General features: G+C 61.9%; 22 protein-coding genes. 13 read left to right on the top strand and 9 right to left on the bottom strand.

Annotation, left to right across the window (positions count from 1 at the left end; genetic code table 11):
• Genes V3W40_RS30210 through V3W40_RS30200 form a run of 3 tightly spaced genes read left to right on the top strand, consistent with a single transcriptional unit; the run spans position 1 to position 2322 of the window.
• Entirely contained in the window at positions 1 to 567 is a 567-nt protein-coding gene (locus V3W40_RS30210) for a YfiR family protein (RefSeq protein WP_065925941.1), read from the top strand.
• Positions 564 to 1826 (top strand): diguanylate cyclase domain-containing protein, encoded by a 1263-nt coding sequence (locus V3W40_RS30205; protein ID WP_065925942.1) that lies wholly within the window; start codon positions 564 to 566, stop codon positions 1824 to 1826. Before V3W40_RS30210 ends, V3W40_RS30205 begins: the two co-directional genes overlap by 4 nt.
• A gap of 4 nt (positions 1827 to 1830) precedes the next feature.
• Complete coding sequence (locus tag V3W40_RS30200; RefSeq protein WP_330216240.1) at positions 1831 to 2322, top strand: OmpA family protein; 492 nt, start codon at positions 1831 to 1833, stop codon at positions 2320 to 2322.
• 101 nt (positions 2323 to 2423) lie between these two features.
• Here the strand turns inward: V3W40_RS30200 and V3W40_RS30195 are convergent, their stop codons facing one another.
• A complete protein-coding gene (locus V3W40_RS30195; protein WP_065925944.1) occupies positions 2424 to 3371 on the bottom strand; it encodes a LysR family transcriptional regulator in 948 nt (315 codons plus the stop codon).
• Positions 3372 to 3502: 131 nt separating this feature from the next.
• On the opposite strand from V3W40_RS30195, the gene V3W40_RS30190 reads away from it, so the two are divergent.
• Together V3W40_RS30190 and mmsB are read left to right on the top strand one after the other, a co-directional pair.
• Positions 3503 to 5020 carry a CoA-acylating methylmalonate-semialdehyde dehydrogenase gene (locus tag V3W40_RS30190; protein WP_330216239.1) on the top strand — a complete coding sequence of 506 codons (1518 nt, stop codon included), beginning with the start codon at positions 3503 to 3505 and terminating at the stop codon, positions 5018 to 5020.
• Between the two features lie 14 nt (positions 5021 to 5034).
• Positions 5035 to 5922: a 3-hydroxyisobutyrate dehydrogenase gene (gene mmsB, locus V3W40_RS30185; protein WP_065925946.1), complete on the top strand. Its 888-nt coding sequence runs from the start codon at positions 5035 to 5037 to the stop codon at positions 5920 to 5922.
• Positions 5923 to 6101: 179 nt separating this feature from the next.
• Here mmsB and V3W40_RS30180 read toward each other — a convergent pair whose 3' ends face one another.
• Positions 6102 to 6446, bottom strand: coding sequence for a cupin domain-containing protein (locus V3W40_RS30180; RefSeq protein WP_003230905.1), 345 nt, complete (start codon positions 6444 to 6446; stop codon positions 6102 to 6104).
• 300 nt (positions 6447 to 6746) lie between these two features.
• Between V3W40_RS30180 and kynB the strand changes: the two genes are divergently transcribed.
• Together kynB and kynA are read left to right on the top strand one after the other, a co-directional pair.
• Positions 6747 to 7397, top strand: a complete 651-nt coding sequence (gene kynB, locus V3W40_RS30175) for an arylformamidase (protein WP_065925947.1) — start codon at positions 6747 to 6749, stop codon at positions 7395 to 7397.
• Positions 7394 to 8251 carry a tryptophan 2,3-dioxygenase gene (gene kynA, locus V3W40_RS30170; protein ID WP_027607676.1) on the top strand — a complete coding sequence of 286 codons (858 nt, stop codon included), beginning with the start codon at positions 7394 to 7396 and terminating at the stop codon, positions 8249 to 8251. Before kynB ends, kynA begins: the two co-directional genes overlap by 4 nt.
• A 43-nt stretch (positions 8252 to 8294) precedes the next feature.
• On the opposite strand, the gene V3W40_RS30165 is transcribed toward kynA, so the two are convergent.
• The 4 genes from V3W40_RS30165 to antA all read right to left on the bottom strand — a co-directional run bounded on the left by V3W40_RS30165 (position 8295) and on the right by antA (position 12837).
• Complete coding sequence (locus V3W40_RS30165; RefSeq protein WP_330216238.1) at positions 8295 to 9701, bottom strand: amino acid permease; 1407 nt, start codon at positions 9699 to 9701, stop codon at positions 8295 to 8297.
• A 57-nt stretch (positions 9702 to 9758) separates the two neighbouring features.
• Positions 9759 to 10766: an anthranilate 1,2-dioxygenase electron transfer component AntC gene (gene antC, locus V3W40_RS30160; protein WP_330216237.1), complete on the bottom strand. Its 1008-nt coding sequence runs from the start codon at positions 10764 to 10766 to the stop codon at positions 9759 to 9761.
• Between the two features lie 188 nt (positions 10767 to 10954).
• Positions 10955 to 11446 (bottom strand): anthranilate 1,2-dioxygenase small subunit, encoded by a 492-nt coding sequence (gene antB, locus V3W40_RS30155; RefSeq protein ID WP_065925950.1) that lies wholly within the window; start codon positions 11444 to 11446, stop codon positions 10955 to 10957.
• Positions 11446 to 12837: an anthranilate 1,2-dioxygenase large subunit gene (antA, locus tag V3W40_RS30150; protein ID WP_330216236.1), complete on the bottom strand. Its 1392-nt coding sequence runs from the start codon at positions 12835 to 12837 to the stop codon at positions 11446 to 11448. Before antA ends, antB begins: the two co-directional genes overlap by 1 nt.
• Before the next feature lie 312 nt (positions 12838 to 13149).
• On the opposite strand from antA, the gene V3W40_RS30145 reads away from it, so the two are divergent.
• Entirely contained in the window at positions 13150 to 14142 is a 993-nt protein-coding gene (locus tag V3W40_RS30145) for an AraC family transcriptional regulator (RefSeq protein ID WP_065925952.1), read from the top strand.
• 45 nt (positions 14143 to 14187) lie between these two features.
• On the opposite strand, the gene V3W40_RS30140 is transcribed toward V3W40_RS30145, so the two are convergent.
• Positions 14188 to 15063, bottom strand: a complete 876-nt coding sequence (locus V3W40_RS30140; RefSeq protein ID WP_065925953.1) for a LysR family transcriptional regulator — start codon at positions 15061 to 15063, stop codon at positions 14188 to 14190.
• 114 nt (positions 15064 to 15177) lie between these two features.
• Between V3W40_RS30140 and V3W40_RS30135 the strand changes: the two genes are divergently transcribed.
• From V3W40_RS30135 to catA, 3 genes are read left to right on the top strand one after another with little or no spacing between them, the layout of a single operon-like run.
• Positions 15178 to 16305 carry a muconate cycloisomerase family protein gene (locus V3W40_RS30135; protein ID WP_137212847.1) on the top strand — a complete coding sequence of 376 codons (1128 nt, stop codon included), beginning with the start codon at positions 15178 to 15180 and terminating at the stop codon, positions 16303 to 16305.
• 12 nt (positions 16306 to 16317) lie between these two features.
• A complete protein-coding gene (gene catC, locus V3W40_RS30130) occupies positions 16318 to 16608 on the top strand; it encodes a muconolactone Delta-isomerase (RefSeq protein WP_027607668.1) in 291 nt (96 codons plus the stop codon).
• A 41-nt stretch (positions 16609 to 16649) separates the two neighbouring features.
• Positions 16650 to 17579: a catechol 1,2-dioxygenase gene (gene catA / locus V3W40_RS30125; RefSeq protein WP_330216235.1), complete on the top strand. Its 930-nt coding sequence runs from the start codon at positions 16650 to 16652 to the stop codon at positions 17577 to 17579.
• A 77-nt stretch (positions 17580 to 17656) separates the two neighbouring features.
• On the opposite strand, the gene V3W40_RS30120 is transcribed toward catA, so the two are convergent.
• Positions 17657 to 18130: an Lrp/AsnC family transcriptional regulator gene (locus tag V3W40_RS30120; RefSeq protein ID WP_003176072.1), complete on the bottom strand. Its 474-nt coding sequence runs from the start codon at positions 18128 to 18130 to the stop codon at positions 17657 to 17659.
• Positions 18131 to 18274: 144 nt separating this feature from the next.
• On the opposite strand from V3W40_RS30120, the gene kynU reads away from it, so the two are divergent.
• On the top strand, positions 18275 to 19525 hold the full coding sequence (kynU, locus tag V3W40_RS30115; RefSeq protein ID WP_074847613.1) for a kynureninase: 1251 nt from the start codon (positions 18275 to 18277) through the stop codon (positions 19523 to 19525).
• Between the two features lie 117 nt (positions 19526 to 19642).
• Complete coding sequence (locus V3W40_RS30110; RefSeq protein WP_330216234.1) at positions 19643 to 21049, top strand: amino acid permease; 1407 nt, start codon at positions 19643 to 19645, stop codon at positions 21047 to 21049.
• Here the strand turns inward: V3W40_RS30110 and V3W40_RS30105 are convergent.
• Complete coding sequence (locus V3W40_RS30105) at positions 20995 to 21891, bottom strand: LysR substrate-binding domain-containing protein (protein ID WP_330216233.1); 897 nt, start codon at positions 21889 to 21891, stop codon at positions 20995 to 20997. The genes V3W40_RS30110 and V3W40_RS30105 overlap by 55 nt on opposite strands.
• Positions 21892 to 21987: the final 96 nt, after the last annotated feature.

Below are 21987 nucleotides of genomic sequence, written 5' to 3'. Positions count from 1 at the left end.
ATGAACGTGGCCGTCTCGCCCACAGAGCGTAGTTTGAGCTGGAGGCGCCTGCTGCTGGTGGCGGTTCTATGCCTGCTGGCGCCCCGCGTATTTGCCGAGGGCCCAGGCCCGGCGGACCAGCGCGCCCAGGCGGTCACGCAAGTGGTACTCGGTATCCTCAGCTATGCCCGCTGGCCGGTAGAGCCGGAGCAACTGCGCCTGTGCATCGTCGGCCCGACCCAATACACCGACGACCTGATCAAAGGCACCACCCAGGCTACCGGTCGTCCGGTCGTGGTGCGGCGCCTGCTGGTCGACCACCCCGATGTGGTCAACGCCTGCGACGCCGTGTACATCGGCAAACTCAGCAATGACGAACGCAACCGCCTGTTTGCCTCGTTGATCGGCCACCCCGTGCTCAGCATCAGCGAAGGCGGCGACCAGTGCACCGTGGGCAGTCTGTTCTGCCTGCGGGTGGGCGATGAGCAAGTGTCGTTTGAGGTCAACCTCGACTCGGTGGCGCGCAGCGGCGTGCGCATTCATCCCAGCGTGTTGCAACTGTCCCGGCGCCGGGCGCCCGCCACATGAAAGTGGCGAACGTACGACCTACCCTGCGTTCCGTCATCGGCCGAGGGCACATGATCCTGGCGCTGGTGGCGGTGACGCTGGCCAGTGTTTCCCTGACCCTGCTCGGCGTGTTGGCGCTGCGGGTCTACGCCGAACACAACCTGCACCTGATCGCCCGGTCCATCAACTACACCGTGGAAGCGGCCGTGGTGTTCAACGACCGCGGCGCGGCCACCGAAGCCCTCAGCCTGATTGCCTCCACCGAAGAAGTCGCCCAGGCTGACGTGTTCGATAGCAGTGGCCGGCTGTTGGCGCACTGGGAACGTCCGGAAACCGGCATGCTCTCCCGGGTTGAACTGGCGCTGGCGCATACCCTGCTCGAGCAGCCCATCAGCCAACCGATCCTCCACCAGGGGCGCACCATCGGCAGCATTCACCTGACCGGCCACGGCGGTAGCCTGCTGCGCTTCCTGCTCAGCGGCCTGGCGGGGATCCTGATCTGCACCGTCCTCAGTGCCTGGGTCGCCCTGCACTTGGCGCGGCGTCTGTTGCGTGGCATTACGCAGCCGCTGCAAAGCCTCGCCGCCGTGGCCCACGCCGCCCGCAGCGAGCGTGACTTCGACCGCCGCGTGCCGCCGGCCCGCATCGCCGAACTCGACAGCCTGGGCAGCGACTTCAATGCCTTGCTTGGCGAGATGGAAGCCTGGCAAAACCATCTGCAAAGCGAAAACGAAACTCTCGCCCACAAGGCCAACCACGACAGCCTTACCGGTCTGCCCAACCGCGCGTACTTCGAAGGCCGCCTGATTCGCGCGCTGCGCAGCGCCGCCAAAGCCAAGGAGCAGGTGGCCGTGCTGTACCTCGACAGCGACCGGTTCAAAGAGATCAATGACAGCTTCGGCCATGCCGCCGGTGATGCCGTGCTGGTGGCCGTCGCCGAACGGGTGCGTGCGCAATTGCGTGAAGATGACTTGGTAGCGCGCCTGGGCGGTGACGAGTTCGCCATCCTGCTGGCGCCGCTGCACAAGGTGGAAGACGCCCAGCGCATTGCCGAAAAAATCATCGCCAGCATGGACATGCCGATTGCCGTGCCTGGCGACACCCAGGTGTTGACCTCCCTCAGTATTGGTATCGCCATCTACCCCGAACATGGCGTCACACCCGGCACCTTGCTCAATGCCGCCGATGCGGCGATGTACCAGGCCAAGCGTTTGTCCTCGGGTGGCCAGCAAACGGCGGAGTCGGAGAGCCCCGTCGTCAACGTTCAACACAGGAGTTGATCCCTTGTTCTCGACCGCGCGTTTTATGTTTATCACCCTGCTGGTGGCACTGCTCGCCCTGGGCGGTTGCCAGACGGCGCCTCCCAAAGGCCTGACCCCGGCGCAAGTCGCCGTCCTCAAGCAACAGGGCTTCGAGCTTACCGATGACGGCTGGGCGTTCGGCCTGTCCGGCAAAGTGCTGTTTGGCAGTGACGTCGAAACCCTTAACCAACCCAGCACCGACATCGTCCAGCGCATCGGCAAGGCCCTGCTGGGTGTAGGCATCGAGCGCGTACGCGTCGATGGCCACACCGACGGCTCGGGCAAGGAAACCTACAACCAGCAACTGTCCCTGCGCCGCGCGAAAAGCGTGGCGACGGTGCTGCAGGGCGTGGGCATGAAAGAGGAAAACATCCAGCTGCGTGGGCTGGGCAGCAGTAAACCGGTGGACACCAACGACACAGCGGAAGGGCGTACCGAGAATCGGCGGGTGTCGATTGTGGTGATCGCGGACTGAGCCGGCAGTCCGATTTCAATCTGAAATCCAATCAAAATGTGGGAGAGGGCTTGCCACCTCCCACATTCCTGCAATTTAAGGGGAGTTATCGTTGCTGGCCCTTAATCCGCAAACCGCATCTCCCTTGTCTCCCCCATCAACAACCCCTGGTTCTGCTCCGTCACTTCCCTGATGTAATCCCACAGCAGAGTAATCCGCTTCAACTTCCTCAGGTCCTCCCGGCAATACATCCAGAACTGCCGGGTAATCGCAATCTGCTCCCCTAGCACCGGCAGCAACCGTGGATCCTGCGCCGCCAGAAAGCACGGCAAGATCGCCATCGACCGCCCTTGCTGCGCCGCCACGTACTGCGCAATCACGCTGGTACTGCGCAGGCTGGCGCTGGCGCCGGGCACGACGTTGGCCAGGTACAGCAGCTCCGAGCTGAAGGCCAGATCATCCACATAGCTGATAAACGGGTGCTCGGCCAAATCTGCCGGTTTGTGGATAGGCGGGTGTTGGTCGAGGTATTCCTGGGTCGCGTACAGCTGCAGTTTGTAGTCGCACAGTTTGCAGCACACGTAGGGCCCGTGTTCCGGGCGTTCCAGGGCGATGACGATGTCGGCTTCGCGCTTGGACAGGCTGATGAAGTGGGGCAGGGGCAGGATGTCGACCGAGATGGCGGGGTAGGTGTCGACGAAGTGGCTCAACTGCGGGGTGACGAAGAAGCTGCCGAAGCCTTCGGTGCAGCCCATGCGCACATGGCCGGACAGCGCCACGCCGGAGCCGGACACTTGCTCGCAGGCCATGTGCAGGGTGCTTTCGATGGACTCAGCGTAGCCCAGCAAACGCTGGCCTTCGGGGGTGAGGACGAAGCCGTTGGTCCGGGATTTTTCGAACAGCAGCGTACCGAGGGACACTTCCAATGAGCTGATGCGCCGCGACACGGTGGTGTAGTCCACCGCCAGGCGCTTGGCGGCGACGCTGGCCTTGCGGGTGCGGGCCACTTCGAGGAAAAACTTCAGGTCATCCCAATTCAGGGAACCCAGTGATGTGATGTTTTTTTGCATATTGGACCGGCTTTTATGTGCGTTCTTATTAGAGATTTGCACATCTATACTCCAAAAACAGTCCGAACGCCTCATTCTTCAAGGCGATTCAAGCGCCTTGTCTCTGCATAAATATAAGAGTTGGAGACCACATGAACGCATCTGCCGATATTTCCGTGCAACAGGTCAAGTTGCTCATCAATGGTGAGTGGGTCGAGTCCAAGACCACCCATTGGCAAGACATCGTCAACCCGGCCACCCAGCAAGTGCTGGCCAAAGTCCCGTTCGCCACGGCCGATGAAGTCAATGCCGCCATCGACGCCGCCCATCAAGCCTTCCAGACCTGGAAGCTGACGCCGATCGGCGCGCGCATGCGCATCATGCTCAAGCTGCAAGCCCTGATCCGCGAACACTCCAAGCGCATCGCGGTGATCCTCAGCGCCGAGCAGGGCAAGACCATTGCCGATGCCGAGGGCGATATTTTCCGTGGCCTGGAAGTGGTGGAGCACGCCTGCTCCATCGGCACCCTGCAAATGGGCGAGTTCGCCGAGAACGTCGCCGGTGGCGTTGATACCTACACCCTGCGCCAACCCATCGGCGTGTGTGCCGGCATTACCCCGTTCAACTTCCCGGCGATGATTCCGCTGTGGATGTTCCCGATGGCCATCTCCTGCGGCAACACCTTCGTCCTCAAACCGTCCGAACAAGACCCACTTTCGACCCTGCTGTTGGTGGAGCTGGCGCTGGAAGCCGGCGTACCGGCGGGTGTGCTCAACGTGGTGCACGGCGGCAAGGACGTGGTGGATGCGCTGTGCACCCATAAAGACATCAAGGCTGTGTCCTTTGTCGGTTCGACTGCCGTCGGCACTCATGTCTACGACCTGGCCGGCAAGCACGGCAAGCGCGTGCAATCGATGATGGGCGCCAAGAACCACGCCGTGGTGCTGCCGGATGCCAACCGCGAGCACACCCTCAATGCCCTCGTCGGTGCCGGTTTCGGCGCGGCGGGCCAGCGTTGCATGGCCACCTCGGTGGTGGTGCTGGTGGGCGCGGCCAAGCAATGGCTGCCGGATCTGAAAGCGCTGGCGCAAAAGCTCAAGGTCAACGCCGGCAGCGAAGCCGGCACGGATGTCGGCCCGGTGATCTCCAAGCGCGCCAAGGCCCGTATCCTGGAATTGATCGAAAGCGGCGTGAAAGAAGGCGCCAAGCTCGAGCTGGATGGCCGCGACATCAAGGTGCCGGGCTTCGAGCAAGGCAACTTCGTCGGTCCGACCCTGTTCTCGGGCGTGACCACCGATATGCAGATCTACACCCAGGAAATCTTCGGCCCGGTGCTGGTGGTGCTGGAAGTCGACACCCTCGATCAGGCCATTGCGCTGGTCAACGCCAACCCGTTCGGCAACGGCACCGGCCTGTTCACCCAGAGCGGGGCGGCGGCGCGTAAATTCCAGAGCGAAATCGATGTGGGCCAGGTCGGTATCAACATCCCGATCCCGGTGCCGGTGCCGTTCTTCAGCTTCACCGGTTCCCGTGGCTCCAAGCTCGGCGACCTCGGCCCGTACGGCAAGCAAGTGGTGCAGTTCTACACCCAGACCAAGACCGTCACCAGCCGTTGGTTTGACGACGACACGGTCAACGATGGCGTCAATACCACCATCAACCTGCGCTGATTCGGGAGACGACCATGAAGATTGCATTTATCGGCTTGGGCAACATGGGCGCACCGATGGCCCGCAACCTGATCAAGGCCGGCCATGGGCTGAACCTGTTCGACCTGAACCAGACGGTGCTCAAGGAACTCGCCGAATTGGGCGGCAACATCAGCGACTCGCCGCGTGACGCTGCCCGCGGCGCCGAGCTGGTGATCACCATGCTGCCCGCCGCCGCCCATGTGCGCAGTGTCTGGCTGAATGAAGACGGTGTACTGGCGGGGATCGGCAACGGCGTGCCCGCGGTGGATTGCAGCACCATCGACCCACAGACCGCGCGCGACGTCGCCGCTGCTGCCGCCAAGCAAGGCGTGGTGATGGCCGACGCACCGGTCTCCGGCGGCACCGGCGGGGCGCAGGCCGGGACCCTGACCTTCATGGTCGGCGCCACCCCGGAACTGTTCGCCACCCTGCAACCGGTGCTGGCACAGATGGGCCGCAACATCGTGCACTGCGGCGATGTGGGCACCGGGCAAATCGCCAAGATCTGCAACAACCTGCTGCTCGGCATCAGCATGGTCGGCGTCAGCGAAGCCATGGCCTTGGGCGACGCGCTGGGCATCGATACCCAGGTGCTGGCCGGGATCATCAACAGCTCCACCGGGCGCTGCTGGAGTTCCGACACCTACAACCCATGGCCGGGCGTGATCGAAACCGCGCCGTCGTCCCGTGGCTATACCGGCGGGTTCGGCGCCGATTTGATGCTCAAGGATTTGGGCCTGGCTACCGAGGCGGCGCGCCAGGCGAAACAGCCGGTGATTCTGGGGGCTGTGGCTCAGCAGTTGTACCAATCGATGAGTCAGCGTGGGGAAGGGGGCCAAGACTTCTCGGCGATTATCAACAGCTACCGCAAGCCCAAATAAGGGCATTCAGGGACGAGCATTGTGGTGAGCGGGCTTGCCCCGCGCTGGGGCGCGAAGCGGCCCTGAAACCAGACGCCGCATTCTTTCTGAGAGAATGCGGCGTTTTTTATTGGGGCTGCTTTGCAGCCCAGCGCGGGGCAAGCCCGCTCACCACAGAAGGGGACTGCACCACAAAAAACTCAAGCAAACACAAAATACTTACGTACCGTCTCGACCACTTCCCACGTTCCCTTCATCCCTGGCTCCACCACAAAGATATCCCCAGCCCGCAAGTGAATCGGTTCCATCCCCTCAGGCGTGATCACGCAGTAGCCTTCCTGGAAATGGCAGTATTCCCATTTCACATATTCGACATACCACTTGCCCGGCGTGCAGATCCAGGTGCCCATGATCTTGCTGCCGTCTTCGCTGGTGTAGGCGTTGAGGTTGACGGTGTGCGGGTCGCCTTCGAGCTTTTCCCATTTGCAGGCATCCAGGACCGGCAGGGGGTGGGTGTCGCGCAGTACGGTGATGGGCTTGGACATGATGACTCCGAGGCAGGGAATGGAAAGATGCACCCTAAGGCCTGGGACGTTGCGCCAGTGGTCTGAACTCGACATCGGGATGCCCAGAAGCGCAGGTGAACACGACTCCTCAAGCCATGTGCAGTCAATGTGGGAGGGGGCTTGCCCCCGATGGCGCCGGGTCAGCCGACACTTTTGAGCGTGAATCAGTCATTTCCTCGCAGTAAGTGCGAAAGAAGTCACTCACGGCGCACGAATTCGCAAGAAAATTCACGTCTGGCCCTCGTATCATTCACCCCAGTAACCGCCGAGAGCCTTCAAATGACCTCAATAAAAACGTGGTGGGATATCAGCCCGCCCTTGAGCACGGCAACCCCGACCTGGCCGGGCGATACGCCGTTCCAGGAAGAGCGTGTGTGGCAGTTCGGCCCGGAGTGCCCGGTGAATGTCGGACGCATCACCCTGTCGCCGCACACCGGCGCCCATGTGGATGCGCCGCTGCATTACAGCGCCGACGGAGCGCCGATTGGCGAGGTGTCGCTGGAGGTGTACATGGGCCCGTGCCGGGTGCTGCATTGCCTGGACAGCGGTGCGCTGGTCCAGCCCCATCAGTTGCAAGGGCGTGTGGATAACCTGCCGGAGCGCGTGCTGCTGCGTACTTATCCACAAGCACCGCTGACCGAATGGGATTCGAACTTCACCGCCATCGCCCCGCAGACCATTGAACTGCTGGCCGGCCTGGGTGTGCGCCTGATCGGTATCGACACGCCCTCCCTGGACCCGCAACAGTCCAAGACCATGGATGCCCACAACGCCGTGGCGCGGCATGGCATGGCGATCCTTGAAGGCATCGTGCTCGACGACGTACCGGAGGGCGACTACGAACTGATCGCCCTGCCGCTGCGTTTCGCCAACCTGGACGCCAGCCCGGTCCGTGCCATTCTCCGCCCGCTCAAGGAGCCCACGCGATGAGCCAATGTCCTTTCTCTGCCGACTACCAGCCACCGGAAGAATGGCATAATGCCGAACTGAATTTTTCCGAGTCCATGAGCTACGGCGACTACCTGGACCTGGGCAAAGTGCTCAGCGCCCAGCACCCGCTGTCGCCGGACCACAACGAAATGCTCTTCATCATCCAGCACCAGACCTCCGAGCTGTGGATGAAGCTGATGCTCCACGAACTCAAGGCCGCCCGCGAACATGTGCGCCTGGGTGAGCTGCCGCCGGCGTTCAAGATGCTGGCGCGGGTGTCGCGGATCTTCGATCAACTGGTGCACGCCTGGGCCGTGCTGGCGACCATGACGCCGTCGGAATACAAGGCGATTCGCCCGTTCCTGGGGCAATCGTCCGGGTTCCAGTCGTTCCAGTACCGCGAGATCGAATTTATCCTCGGCAACAAGAGCCCGGCGCTGTTGCGCCCCCACGCCCATCGGCCTGAGTTGTTGCAGGCGTTGCAGGTGGCGATTGCCACGCCGTCGCTGTATGACGAGGCGATCAACCTGATGGTCAAGGCGGGGCTGGCGATTGACCCCAAGCGTGCCGAGCGCGACCCGACGGCGGCGACCGTTCACGATGAGTCGGTGGAGGCGGCGTGGCGCGAGGTGTATCGCGATCCGAGCCGGTATTGGGACTTGTATCAGTTGGCCGAGAAGTTTATCGACCTGGAGGATTCGTTCCGCCAATGGCGTTTCCGGCATGTGACCACGGTGGAGCGGATTATCGGCTTCCAGCCCGGCACCGGCGGCACCGAGGGCGTGGGTTACCTGCGCAAGATGCTCGACACCGTGCTGTTCCCCGAGCTGTGGCGAGTGCGCTCCACGCTGTAAACAAAAAGCCCCGGATCACCGGGGCTTTTCATTTGCAATGCAATCAAATGCGGGAGGCGGCGACCGCTTTCGTCTTGCTCATTCGCAACCGGTAGGCCACATAGATAACCCCCACCCAAACCGGCATCGCATACACCGACTCGCGAATCCCCGGGATCGCCTGCATCACGCTGATGATCATCAGCATGAACGCCAGGCACAGGTAGTTGCTGAACGGGAACCAGAAGGTCTTGAACGACGGTGTTACCCCTTGCTCACCCATAGCTTTGCGGAACTTGATGTGGGTGATGCTGATCAGCGCCCAGTTGATCATCAGCGAGGCAACCACCAGCGCGAACAGCAGCTCCAGGGCACTTTGCGGTGCCACGTAGTTGACCACCACGCACAGCATCGTCACCAGCGCCGAGATCGCCAGGGCTCGCAGCGGTACGCCTTGCTTGTTGAGCTTCATCAACGCTTTTGGCGCATCACCTTGCTCGGCCAGGCCGAACAGCATGCGGCTGTTGCAGTACACGCCGCTGTTGTACACCGACAGCGCCGCGGTCAGCACCACGAAGTTGAGGATGTGGGCGGCGGTGTCGTTGCCGATCAGCGAGAAGATCTGCACAAACGGGCTGCCGCTGTAGGCATCGCCTGACGCGCCGAGGGTTTGCAGCAGTTGATCCCATGGGTACAGCGACAGCAGTACGGTCAATGCGCCGACGTAGAAAATCAGGATCCGGTACACCACCTGGTTGATCGCCTTGGGGATCACCTTGCGGGGCTCACTGGCCTCGGCAGCGGTGATACCCACCAGCTCCAGGCCGCCGAACGAGAACATGATGAAGGCCATGGACATCAACAGCCCCATGCCGCCATTCGGGAAGAATCCGCCGTGGCTCCACAGGTTGCTGACCGACGCTTGCGGGCCGCCGGTGCCGCTGAACAGCAGGTAACAGCCGAGCACGATCATGCCGACAATCGCCACCACCTTGATGATCGCGAACCAGAACTCCGCTTCACCGAAGAACTTCACGTTCAGGGTGTTGATCAGGTTCACCGCGACAAAGAACACCAGGGCGCTGACCCAGGTCGGGATCTGCGGCCACCAGAACTGGATGTACTTGCCCACCGCAGTCAGCTCGGCCATGCCCACCAGCACGTAGAGCACCCAGTAGTTCCAGCCGGCCAGGAAGCCCGCGTAACCGCCCCAGTATTTGTGCGCGAAGTGGCTGAACGAGCCGGCCACCGGTTCTTCGACGATCATCTCGCCGAGCTGGCGCATGATCAGGAACGCGATGAAACCGGCGATCGCGTAGCCCAGGATCATCGACGGCCCTGCCGACTTGAGTACCCCGGCCGAACCGAGGAACAGCCCCGTGCCTATCGCCCCGCCCAAGGCGATCAACTGAATATGCCGGTTCTTAAGGCCACGCTTGAGGCCTGCCGGGTTAACCATGTCATCCGCCATTAACGTTCCCTTCTACTTGTTTTTCTCGGGGTAGAACCCCTCAGAAGTGCTGAGGAGTCAGATATTACTCTGCGTAAACTTTTCGTAATACAGCTGAACGCCATCAAGTGCCTGATCCGCCAGCCATTGTTGGATGGATTCGACCATTGGCGGAGGGCCGCACACGTACATATCCGCCAATCCGTCGCGCAATTCGGCCAGGTCGAAATGCTCGGTGAGGTAGCCGCGCTTGCCGGCCCATTCAGGTGACGGTGCGCTCAGCACTTCGGTGTAGCGAAAGCCGCGGATTGTCGAGGCGTATTGATGGATACGCTGCGCTTCACATAAATCCTCGGCCCCGCGCACGCCGTAGTACAGGTGCACCGGCTGATCACAACCCGTGGCGGCCAGTTCATCGAGAATGCCCAGTAACGCCGACAATCCGGTGCCGCCGGCCACCAGCACCAGCGGTTTGCTGACATGGCGCAGGTAGAACGCACCCAGCGGCGCCTCCATCAGCAACCCATCGCCGACGTGGCAATGTTCCCGCAGGTAATTGCTCATCACCCCATCCGGCAGCAGGCGGATCAGGAATTGCAGCCGGTTGCCCGGCAGGTTGGCGAACGAGTAGGAACGCCAACAGTCGGTGCCGGGTACCGAGATGCGCGCATATTGGCCCGGCAGGAAATCCAGCGCCGCGTCCAACCGCACCGTCAAGATCGCCGTACTGGCCGACACCTGCTGCACCTCGCTGACCGTCCCGCGCACTTGCACCGGCCCCGGCGCATTGCACAGGCTCGAATCAAAGTCGAAGTAGAACGCCGCGTCGGACTTCACCCGCGTCTGGCAACTGAGCATCTTGCGCTGTTGCAGGTCGAGCCTAGAGAGGGCTTCCTCGTCCACATAGTCCTGGGTGTAGTCACCCGACTCGCACCGCCCCTGGCAGGTGCCGCACACGCCTTCGCGGCAGTCCAGGGGGATCTTGATGCCATTGCGCAGCGCCGCATCCAACAGGATTTCATTTGCGCCCACCGGGAAAAACAGGGTCTTGCCGTCGGCAAAACTGAAGGCCACTTTGTGATTCATGTGTTGTTCTCTGCATATTTATGACGTACGTACGGCCTGTTGTGGTGAGCGGGCTTGCCCCGCGCTGGGCTGCGAAGCAGCCCCATGAGAGTCGCCGCATTTTTCCCGCCAAACCGCAGTGCTTGCACCAAGGGCCGCTGCGCGACCCAGCGCGGGGCAAGCCCGCTCACCACAACAACAAGGGTGCTTTAGAGGTGATAGAAATCCAGCACCGAATTGATGGTGTCGTTAAGCAGCAGCGCATGCTTGCGAGTGATCAGCCAACTGTCGCCATGGGGCTTGAGGCGATAGGTGGCATGCCCGTAGAACTGCTCCGATGTGGCCAGCCGATAGAACAGCGTGTGCCAGTTCAACCGGACCTCCAGCGTGCCGTCCGCCTGCTCGGCGATGCGTACGTTGTTGATCAGGTGCAAGGTGCGCGGCATCGGTGTAGCGGACGCCGCCTTGCCGGTGCGCAGGCGGAACACGCGGTCTTCCAGGCCCGAACGGTTGGCGTAGTAGATCAGCGACATCTCGCGCTTGGGGTCGCGGGTGTAGACGTGCTCCGAGTCCCATTGCGGCAGGTGGAATTCGCTCTGGGGGTCGAACAACTGCACGTAGGCGTCCCAGTCCTGGGCGTCGCACAGCTCGGACTTAAGGTAGAAAAACTGCTCGATCCGATACTGCAATGGCGCATTCATCATTCCACCTCCCGCAGTGTCAGCGCGTGTTGGTCCAGGCCCTTGAGCAGGAACTGCTGCCAGTTGCGGTGCTGGTTGACGTACAGGCCTTCATGGGTGAATTCGGTGCCGGTCATGGCCGGCGAGATGCCGATGGCTTCGCTGTTCGGCGTTGGCCCGGTTTCCCAGCGATGGCTGCCGCGTGAAATATCGCTCCAGCGTTCCAGGCGGCCCTGGAAACCACGCTGGGCTTCGCGGAACTCCACCAGGTCGTCCGGTGTGCCCATGCCCGAGACGTTGAAGAAGTCTTCGAACTGGCGAATACGGTTTTCACGGTCGGCGTCGGATTCGCCTTTCACCCCCAGGCACTGGCTGATGATCTCGGTCTTGTTCCACGCCACCGGACGAATGATGCGCAGCTGCGAGCTGATCTGGTCGAGGAAGAACAGGCTCGGGTAGATATTCAGGTTACGCAGGCGGTGCATCATCCACTCGGCCTTCTGCTGGCCATGCTCTTGTACCAGGCGCGGCATGATGGTGGCGTAGCCGGAGCGCACGCTGGGGTTGGGCATGTCGCTGAACAGCACGCTGTGGCCATTGTTGAAGGCGAACCAGCCGTCATCGGTGTTGGCGTCGCCGGCGCCGAGCTTGCTGTAGTCCAGGGTGCTGGCGGACCCGCTGCCGCTCTCGGTATTCACCTGCTGGCGATGCTGCACCGTGGCCACGTAGTTGTAGTGCACGGTGCTGACGTGATACCCGTCCAGGCCGTTTTCGTTTTGCAGTTTCCAGTTGCCGTCGTAGGTGTAGGCCGACTTGCCCGGCAGCACCTCCAACTCACCAGTGGCGGACTGCGCGACCATCATGTCGAAGAACACTTTGGCGTCGCCGAGGAAGTCTTCCAGGCTGTCACGGCCATTCACATCCAGGCTGATGAAGACAAAACCCTTGTAGTTCTCGATGCGGGCCTTTTTCAGGCCGCGCGTTGCCTTGTCGAAACTTTCCGGATATTCCCCCGGCGCCTTGACCTTCACCAGCCTGCCATCGCTCTTGTAGCACCAGGCGTGGAACGGACAGGTGAAGGTGGACTGGTTGCCTTTGCCGACCCGGGTCAGGGTGGTGCCGCGATGCTGGCAGGCGTTGACCAGCGCATTGAGCCGGCCCTCGCCATCACGGGTAATGATCATCGGCTGGCGCCCGGCGCGCATCGTCACGAAGTCGTGATGATTGACCAGCTCGCTTTCATGGCAGGCGTAGATCCAGTTCTTCTCGAAGATCAACTCCATCTCAAGATCAAACAGCTCCGGCTCGGTGAACATGTCGCGGGCGATGCGGAATACGGCGTCTGCTGGGCGAAAATCCAGGCAGCTCTCGATAAAGCTTTTCCATTGCTCGACGCTTCTTGCACCACTCATGGGAGGCACCTTTTGATAATGGCTGAACAGGTGAGCCATTAAGAGGCTGCGGCAAGGTGGCGGGCTATCCGCTTAATGGGGGAAGGTGGGCCGCAAAGTTGGGCAGCAAATACCCACGGTGGTGCAGGGCGGTGACGCGACGCGCTACCGTCTGGCGAGGCAAGGGGCGTCAACACCTGCGGTTTATCCACATAGTGGACGGTTGCTATCCACCCGGTTGCAATCGGGCCGGCGTGGCGTAGAACTTGCTGTGGAGCCACAACGACGCGCCGCCAGAGCGCGCAACCGCCTGACCGCCGTGGGTGCACACTGATGAATAGTCCTACACGCGATATCCATGTCCAACGCTTCGACCTCGAAGGCGCCCGCAGCTGGATGTCCGGCATTTGCGGGCCGCACCGCCTGGCGACGAGCACGCCCGAGCGCCTGCGCTTTCATCACAGTGCCAACGTGTTCAAGTCCCGGGCCACCACCCTGGGCGTGATCGAATACGGCACCGACGTGACCATCGATATCGAAGACGCCGAGCACTTCAGCAGCTACAGCCTCACGCTGCCGTTGGTGGGTGAGCAGGAGCTGAGCAAGAACGGCCAACGCCTGAGTTCCAACCGTGATCAGGGCGTGATCATTGCGCCCAATGAACACCAGGTGCTGGCCATATCCGGTGACTGCCGCAAGTTGCAGGTGGTGATCACGCGGGCGGCGATGAGCGAGTCGCTGGAGGGCTTGCTGCAACGGCCGGTTGACGCGCCACTGCAATTTGAACCGGTGATGGATGCGGTGGAGGGGGCGTCGGCGTCGTGGTGGCGCATGGCGCGCTACTTCATCGCCGAATTGGAGTGCCGTAGCGAATTGTATGAACAGGCGGCGTTCACCCGTGACCTGGAAAGCTCATTGATCAAGGGCCTGATCCTCGCCCAACCGAACAACTACTCGGAAGAACTGCGCGCCGTACTGGGGGTGAAACTGCCCCATTACCTGATCCGTGCGCGCCAGTACATTCACGACAACGCCCGCGAGGCGCTGCACCTGGAAGACCTGGAAACCGCTGCCGGGGTGTCGCGGTTCAAGCTGTTCGATGCGTTTCGCAAGTACTTTGCCCTGTCACCCATGGCCTACCTGAAGAAGCACCGGCTGAGTGCGGTGCGCCAGGAAATCCTCGAGCACGGATCGATCCGCACCATCTCCGAGATCGCCTTCGGCTGGGGCTTTACCCACCTGGGGCGGTTCTCGGCGGAGTATCGAAAACTGTTCGATGAATCCCCCAGCCAGACGCTGCAACGCATGCGTATGCGCAGTACTTGAACCTGATGAAGATCAACCTGTGGGAGGGGCGGTACCTGGGCGATTTCAGATCAGTTCTTCAACCAACTGCAGGCAATGACTGAGCCCCGGCGACTGATCATTCACCCGTCGGCTGAGAATGATCGGCGAGGTCGCCGTCGCTTCCACAACCGGCGTGTAGCCGATATCCGCGCGATGCAGCACCTGCACCGACGCCGGCACCAGTGTCACGCCCATGCCCGCACCGACCAGGCCGATGGCGGTCTGCAGTTCGTTGGTCCACTGCGCCACCTTGAGGCTCAGGCCGTGGGCGTCGAACAGTGCAATCACATGGTCGGCATAGCTGGGGCGCGGGTTACCGGGGTAGAGCACAAACGGCTCGGCGGCCAGTTGGGCGAGGGTCGCGGGTGCATCGAGCAATGGGTGGCCGGCGGGCAGCACGGCGACCAACCGATCCTCCACCAGCACGCGCTGGACGATGGCCGGGTCGTCGATACGAATGCGCCCGAAGCCCACGTCGATACGTCCGGCCTTGAGCGCCTCGACCTGCTGCAAGGTGGTCATCTCCGACAGCCCCAACTCCAGTTCCAACGCCTCATGGCTGCGCAACCGCCGGATCAATTCCGGCAGCACGCCATACAAGGTCGACGGCGCAAAGCCGATGCCCAGCCAGGTCTTCTCGCCCTGGCCGATGCGGCGGGTGTTGTCGCAGACCTTGGCCAATTGTTCGAGCAACACATTGGCGTGCTCATAGAAAAACCGCCCGGCTTCGGTCAGCCGCAGCGGTCGGCCACGCTCCAGCAGAATCACGCCCAATTCCTCTTCCAATTGTTGGATCTGCCGGCTCAACGGTGGCTGGGCGATGTGCAGGCGTTCGGCCGCGCGGGTGAAGTTGAGGGTCTGCCCCAACACCTGGAAGTAGCGCAGATGACGCAGTTCCATAACGGCTCCTTTCATACCTTAAGGGTATTGCTCGAGACTAATTCTATATTGGAAGCCAGGAAAAATGCGGCACAGAATCGACGTAAATCTATAAAGAACCCAGCGGGTATTGCCATGCCGATTTGCGCCATCGAGTCGATCGAGACCATTATCGTCGACCTTCCCACCCTTCGCCCGCACAAGCTGGCGATGCACACCCTGCAAAACCAGACCCTGGTGATCATCCGCGTGCGCTGCGCCGACGGCATCGAAGGCATCGGTGAATCCACCACCATCGGCGGCCTGAGCTACGGCAACGAGAGCCCCGAGAGCATCAAGGTCAACATCGACCGTCACTTCGCCCCACTGCTGATCGGCCAGGACGCCAGCAATATCAACGCGGCCATGTTGCGCCTGGAACGCAGCATTCGCGGCAACACCTTTGCCAAATCCGGTGTCGAAAGCGCTTTGCTCGACGCCCTCGGCAAGCGCCTTAACCTGCCGGTCAGCGAACTGCTCGGTGGGCGTGTGCGCGATGCACTGCCGGTGGCCTGGACCCTCGCCAGCGGCAATACCGCCCAGGACATTGCCGAGGCCGAAAAGATGCTCGACCTGCGCCGCCACCGCATCTTCAAATTGAAGATCGGTGCCGGTGAAGTTGGCGAGGACCTGGCCCATGTCATCGCGATCAAACAGGCCCTGGGCGAGCGTGCCAGCGTGCGCGTCGACGTCAACCAGGCCTGGGACGAAGCCGTGGCCCTGCGTGCGTGCAAGGTGCTCGGCGACCACGGCGTCGACCTGATCGAACAGCCGATCTCGCGTAACAACCGTGGCGGCATGGCCCGGCTCAACCTGTCGAGCCCGGCGCCGATCATGGCCGACGAATCCATCGAGTGTGTGGAAGATGCCTTCAACCTGGCCCGTGAAGGCGCGGCCTCGGTGTTCGCCCTGAAGATCGCCAAGAACGGCGGCCCCCGCGCCGTATTGCGCACCGCCGCGATTGCCGAGGCCGCTGGTATCGGCCTGTACGGCGGCACCATGCTGGAAGGGGGGATCGGCACCCTGGCGTCGGCGCATGCCTTCCTCACGCTGAACAAACTGGCGTGGGGCACCGAGTTGTTCGGCCCGCTGTTGCTGACCGAAGACATTCTTGCCGAGCCGCCGCTGTACCGCGATTTCCAGCTGCATGTCTCCCACATGCCGGGCCTGGGCCTGGCCATCGATGAGGAGCGCCTGGCGTTCTTCCGTCGTGACAAACACTAAGAGGCGCCGCCCATGTTGTTCCACGTAAAAATGACCGTGAACCTGCCCGTCGACATGCACCCCGAGCGCGCCGCCAGCCTCAAGGCCGACGAAAAGGCCTTTGCCCAGCGTCTGCAGCACCAGGGCAAATGGCGCCACTTATGGCGCATCGCCGGGCTCTACGCCAACTACAGCGTGTTCGACGTCGACAGCGTGCAAGAACTGCATGACCTGCTGATGCAACTGCCGCTTTACCCCTACATGGCCATCGAAGTGAATGCCTTGTGCCGGCACCCTTCGTCGATCCATGAAGACGACCGCTAGGCCGGTTTTCACCCTGATAACTACAAGATGAGGAACGCACCATGTCCATCCGACTGTCCCAGACTGCCCAGGCCCAACGGTTTCTCGAAGAAGCCAGCGGCAACCTCACTGACGGCGGCAACCCGCGCACCAAGGCGCTGATCTACCGGATCCTGCGCGATACGGTAAACATCATCGAAGACCTGGACGTGACCCCGGAAGAGTTCTGGAAGGCGGTCAACTACCTCAACGAACTGGGCAAGCACCAGGAGGCCGGACTGCTCGCCGCCGGGCTCGGCCTGGAGCATTACCTGGATATGCTGATGGACGCCGCCGACGAGGAAGCCGGCAAGTCCGGTGGTACACCGCGCACCATCGAAGGTCCGCTGTATGTGGCCGGCGCGCCGCTGTCGAAGTACGAGGCGCGGCTGGACGATGGCAAGGACGACGCTGTGCCGCTGTTTATGCGCGGGCAGGTGCGCGACACCGAGGGCAAGCCGTTGGCGGGGGCGATTGTCGATGTGTGGCAGGCCAATACCGGCGGTACGTATTCGTGGTTCGACCCGACGCAATCCGAATTCAACCTGCGCCGCCGTATCGAGACCGACGCCCAGGGCAACTACCGCTTTCGCAGCATCGTGCCGTCGGGCTACGGCTGCCCGCCGACCGGGCCGACCCAGCAGTTGCTCGATCAACTGGGGCGTCACGGGCAGCGCCCGGCGCATATCCACTTCTTCATCTCGGCGCCGGGGTATCGGCACCTGACCACCCAGATCAACCTGTCGGATGACCCGTACCTGCACGATGATTTTGCCTACGCGACGCGGGACGAATTGATTGCCGAGATTCGCTTCAGCGACGATCAGCAACTGGCGCGGGAGTTTGGCGTGGAAGGGCGGTTTGCGCAGATTGATTTTGACTTTGAGTTGCAAACCGCTGACGCGCCGTTAGAGCAGAAACGCATGCAGCGGGTTCGTGCCCTCGAAGACTAAATGCGGTCAAAAATGTGGGAGGGGGCAAGTCGAGTCGTCGCACCGCCCCTCCCACATTTGATCGGTGTCGTGGCTGACTATTTGCGAACGACCAGATCAAGCACCTCATCCCGATCCTTGATCTTCTGCAACACAATCTCCGAGCGGATATCCATCACCCCCGCCGTGCGGTTCAGGTGGTTCACGATAAAGTCCGAAAAGTGCTTGAGGTTGCGTGCCTGCACCCGCAGCACATAGTTGCTGGCGCCGGTGATCACGTAGGCGCTGGCCACTTCCGGCCAGCCTTGCACCTTCTTGATAAACGTCTCATGCCAATCCTCCACATCCTGGCGCAATGACAGGTGGACGATGGCCTCCAGTTCAATCCCCAACTGCTCGGCATTTAACACTGCACGGTAGCCGCTGATAATCCCTTCGCTCTCCAGCAGGCGTAGACGACGCAGGCAGGCAGAGGGCGACAACGCGACTTTTTCCGCCAGTTCCTGGTTGCTGATACGGCCATCCTGTTGCAGGAAATGCAGGAGGCGCAGGTCGGTGGCGTCAAGGATCATGGTTAGAATAAATCCGCGTATTTAGGGGTTAAATTCGAATTTCCTACAGCTTAATTAGCCTGTTACCCACCACTTTGCACGAAAATTCTCTAAATCTTCGTTCATTATTTGCTGCATCCTCACTGACAAAAACCAGGACAACCCATGACCCCTCGCAGCCATTGCCAAGCCCTCGACACCCAGGACCCGCTGGCGCCGCTACGTCAGCAGTTCGCCTTGCCGCAGGACGTTATCTACTTGGACGGCAACTCCCTCGGTGCGCGTCCGGTGGCGGCGTTGGCGCGGGCGCAGGCGGTCATCGCGCAAGAGTGGGGCAATGGCTTGATCCGCAGTTGGAACAGCGCCGGCTGGGCCGACTTGTCCCAGCGCCTGGGCAACCGCCTGGCGCCGCTGATCGGTGCGCGGGACGGTGAGGTGGTGATCACCGACACTACCTCGATCAACCTGTTCAAGGTGCTCAGCGCCGCCTTGAGCGTGCAGCGCCAACGTGAGCCGGCGCGCAAGGTGATCGTCAGCGAAGCGAGCAACTTCCCCACCGATTTGTACATCGCCCAGGGCCTCGCCGAGTTGCTGCAACAGGGCTATTCCCTGCGCCTGGTCAACAGCCCGGATGAACTGCCCAGGGCCATCGACGGCGACGTGGCGGTGGTGATGCTCACCCACGTCAACTACAAGACCGGCTACATGTACGACATGCAGGCGCTCACCGCCTTGAGCCATGAATGCGGCGCGCTGAGCATCTGGGACCTGGCGCATTCGGCGGGCGCAGTGCCCATCGACCTGCACGGGGCCGGTGCTGACTATGCGATTGGCTGCACTTACAAATACCTCAACGGCGGCCCCGGCTCCCAGGCGTTCGTGTGGGTCAACCCGGCGTTGGTAGACCTGGTGCACCAGCCGCTGTCGGGCTGGTTCGGGCATACCCGGCAGTTCGCCATGGAATCCAGCTATGCGCCGAGCGCCGGCATCGCCCGCTACCTGTGCGGCACCCAGCCGATCACGTCGCTGGCGATGGTGGAATGCGGCCTGGAGATTTTCGAACAGACCGACATGGCCCGCCTGCGCAGCAAATCCCTGGCGCTGACCGACCTGTTTATCGAGTTGGTCGAAAGCCGCTGCGCCGCCCACAACCTTGTGCTGATCACTCCCCGTGAACACGCTCGGCGTGGCAGCCATGTGAGCTTCGAACACCCGGAGGGATATGCGGTGATCCAGGCTCTGATCGCACGTGGCGTGATCGGTGATTACCGCGAGCCGCGCATCATGCGTTTTGGGTTTACGCCGCTGTACACGAGTTTTACCGAGGTGTGGGATGCGGTGGAAATCCTCGGTGAGATTCTCGACAACGGCACCTGGGACCAGCCGCAATTCAAGGTCCGCCACAGCGTCACCTGAAGATAATGCAGATCAAAATGTGGGAGGGGCGGTGCGACGATTCGACTTGCCCCCTCCAACAGGGGATTTGCGTCAATATCCAAATAGTGCAACCACAATAATAAAGGGGCACACCACGTGAGCACACCCGACAACGGCTTTGCCGAGATCACCCACCGCGAACTGGGCCTGAGGCGCCAGCTCACTTCCGGCCAGATGAGCATGATCGCCATCGGTGGCGCCATCGGCACCGGGCTGTTCATGGGCAGCGCCTATGCCATCGGCTACGCCGGGCCCAGCGTGCTGGTGAGCTACGCGATCGGCGCGTTGATCACCTTGCTGCTGATGGGCTGCCTGGCCGAGATGACGGTGGCCCATTCCACCTCGGGCTCTTTCGGCGCCTATGCCGAGTTCTACATCAGCCCGCTGGCCGGGTTCCTGGTGCGTTATGCCTACTGGGCGGCGATTGTGCTGGCGGTGGGGGCCGAGGTCACGGCGGTGGCGATGTACATGAAGTACTGGTTCGCCCACGTGCCGGAATGGGTGTGGATCGTGTCGTTTTCCAGCGTGCTGATCCTGCTCAACGCCATCAGCGTCAAGACTTTCGGCAACTTCGAATACTGGTTTTCGACGATCAAGATCAGCGCCATCGTCGGCTTCATCATCCTCGCGGTGTACGTGGTATTCGGCTCCGGCAACCCGCAATACGGGGTGCAGAACTACACGGCCCACGACGGGTTTTTCCCCCATGGCTTGAGCGGCATGTGGATCGCCGTGATCGTGTCGATCTTCAGCTACCTGAGCGTCGAGATGATTGCCGTGGCTGCCGGTGAGGCGGCGGACCCGGAGCAGGCCGTGAAGAAAGCCTTTCGCGCGACCATCGTGCGGCTGGTGGTGTTTTACCTGCTGACCCTGGCGCTGATGCTCGCCATCGTGCCATGGAACCAGGCCGGCCAGGCCCAGAGCCCGTTCGTCACGGTGATGCAGACCATCGGCATTCCCGGCGCCACTGGGGTGATGAATTTCGTGATCCTGATTGCGGCCTTGTCGGCGATGAACAGCCAGCTCTACATCACCACGCGCATGATGTTCAGCCTGTCCCGCGCCGGCTTTGCGCCCAGGTCCATGGGGGCGTTGAGCAAGAGCGGCATTCCGCTGAATGCCTTGCTGTTGTCCAGCTCGGGCATCGCCCTGGCGACGCTGTTGAACCTGGTGTACCCGGAAAGTTCGTTCACCCTGATGATGGCGATCTCGATGTTTGGCGCGATCTTCACCTGGTTCATGATCTTCCTCACGCACCTGTTCTTCCGGCGCTATCGCAAGCGCCATGGCGGCGCGAAGCTGTCGTTCCAGTTGCGCCTGTTTCCCTACAGCACGTTATTGGGCCTGGTGCTGATGGGCGCGGTGATGATCACTACGTATTTCACCGAAGCGTTCAAGATGACCCTGGTGTTTGGCGTGCCGTTCCTGCTGATCCTGTCGGCGGTGTATTACGGGTTTTTCCGCAAGGGCAGGGCCAAGGCATCGAACAAGGCCCTGGCGTAACCCGGCAATTGTTCGAACGAACGCGCGCATAACAGCAACGTGCGGCAAGCCCACTCTTCCTGCAACGGTTGGGCGATGAAGCGGCGCGGCGCTGGCCAGCGCGCCAGCGCCGCCTGGGGCACGATGCCCAGGCCGGCGCCGCGGGCCACCATGCGAATCAACCCGTCAAAACCGTCGGCGCGGATGCGCGTCTGCACACGAAAGCCCGCGTGCAGTGCCTGTTCTTCCAGGTACACCGCGAGTGCGCTGGCGGCGGCCAGACCCACGTAGTCATATTGCAGGCTGTCGACAAAGCTCACCGTGCCGCCCGCCAGGGGATGGTCGTGCGGCATGATCAGCGCCAGTGGGTCGTCGCGAAAGGGCAAGGTCTGCAAGCCATGGGTGTCCACGGCGTCGGAGATGATCCCCAGCTCCGCCGTGCCCTGGCGCAAGGCCTGGGTGATGCGCAGGCTGGGCAATTCCTGCAGGTCGATATCGAGGTTGGGGTGTTCGCGCAGAAAGTCCGCGAGCAGTTCCGGCAGGTATTCGCTGAGCGCAGTGGTGTTGCACAGCAGGCGCACCTGGCCTTTGACGCCCTTGGCATATTCCGCCAGGTCCTGTTGCAGGTGCTCGGCCTGTTGCAACAACAGGCGGGCGTGACGGGCCAGGGCCTTGCCTGCCGGTGTGGGGGTGACGCCGCGACGTCCACGCTGGAGAAACTCGATGCCCAACGACGCCTCCATCGCCCGGATGCGGGCACTGGCGGCGGCCAGGGATAAATGGCTGCGGGCCGCGCCGGCGGTGATGTTGCCGGTGTCGAGGGTGTGCAGGTAGAGGCGCAGGTCGATCAGGTCAAAGTGCATGGCTGATGGCTCGAGGGAGTAGACGGGCCTCAGGCTCACGCAAAACAAGAGGCTGCCTCAGTATATGGCGAATTTTAGAGCGCATCGAAAAGTCGC

Origin of the sequence: Pseudomonas sp. AM8, from assembly GCF_036346475.1 — a bacterium.
In the GTDB taxonomy this organism is placed as follows: domain Bacteria; phylum Pseudomonadota; class Gammaproteobacteria; order Pseudomonadales; family Pseudomonadaceae; genus Aquipseudomonas; species Aquipseudomonas marginalis.
This window is presented reverse-complemented; position numbering and strand designations above follow the sequence as displayed.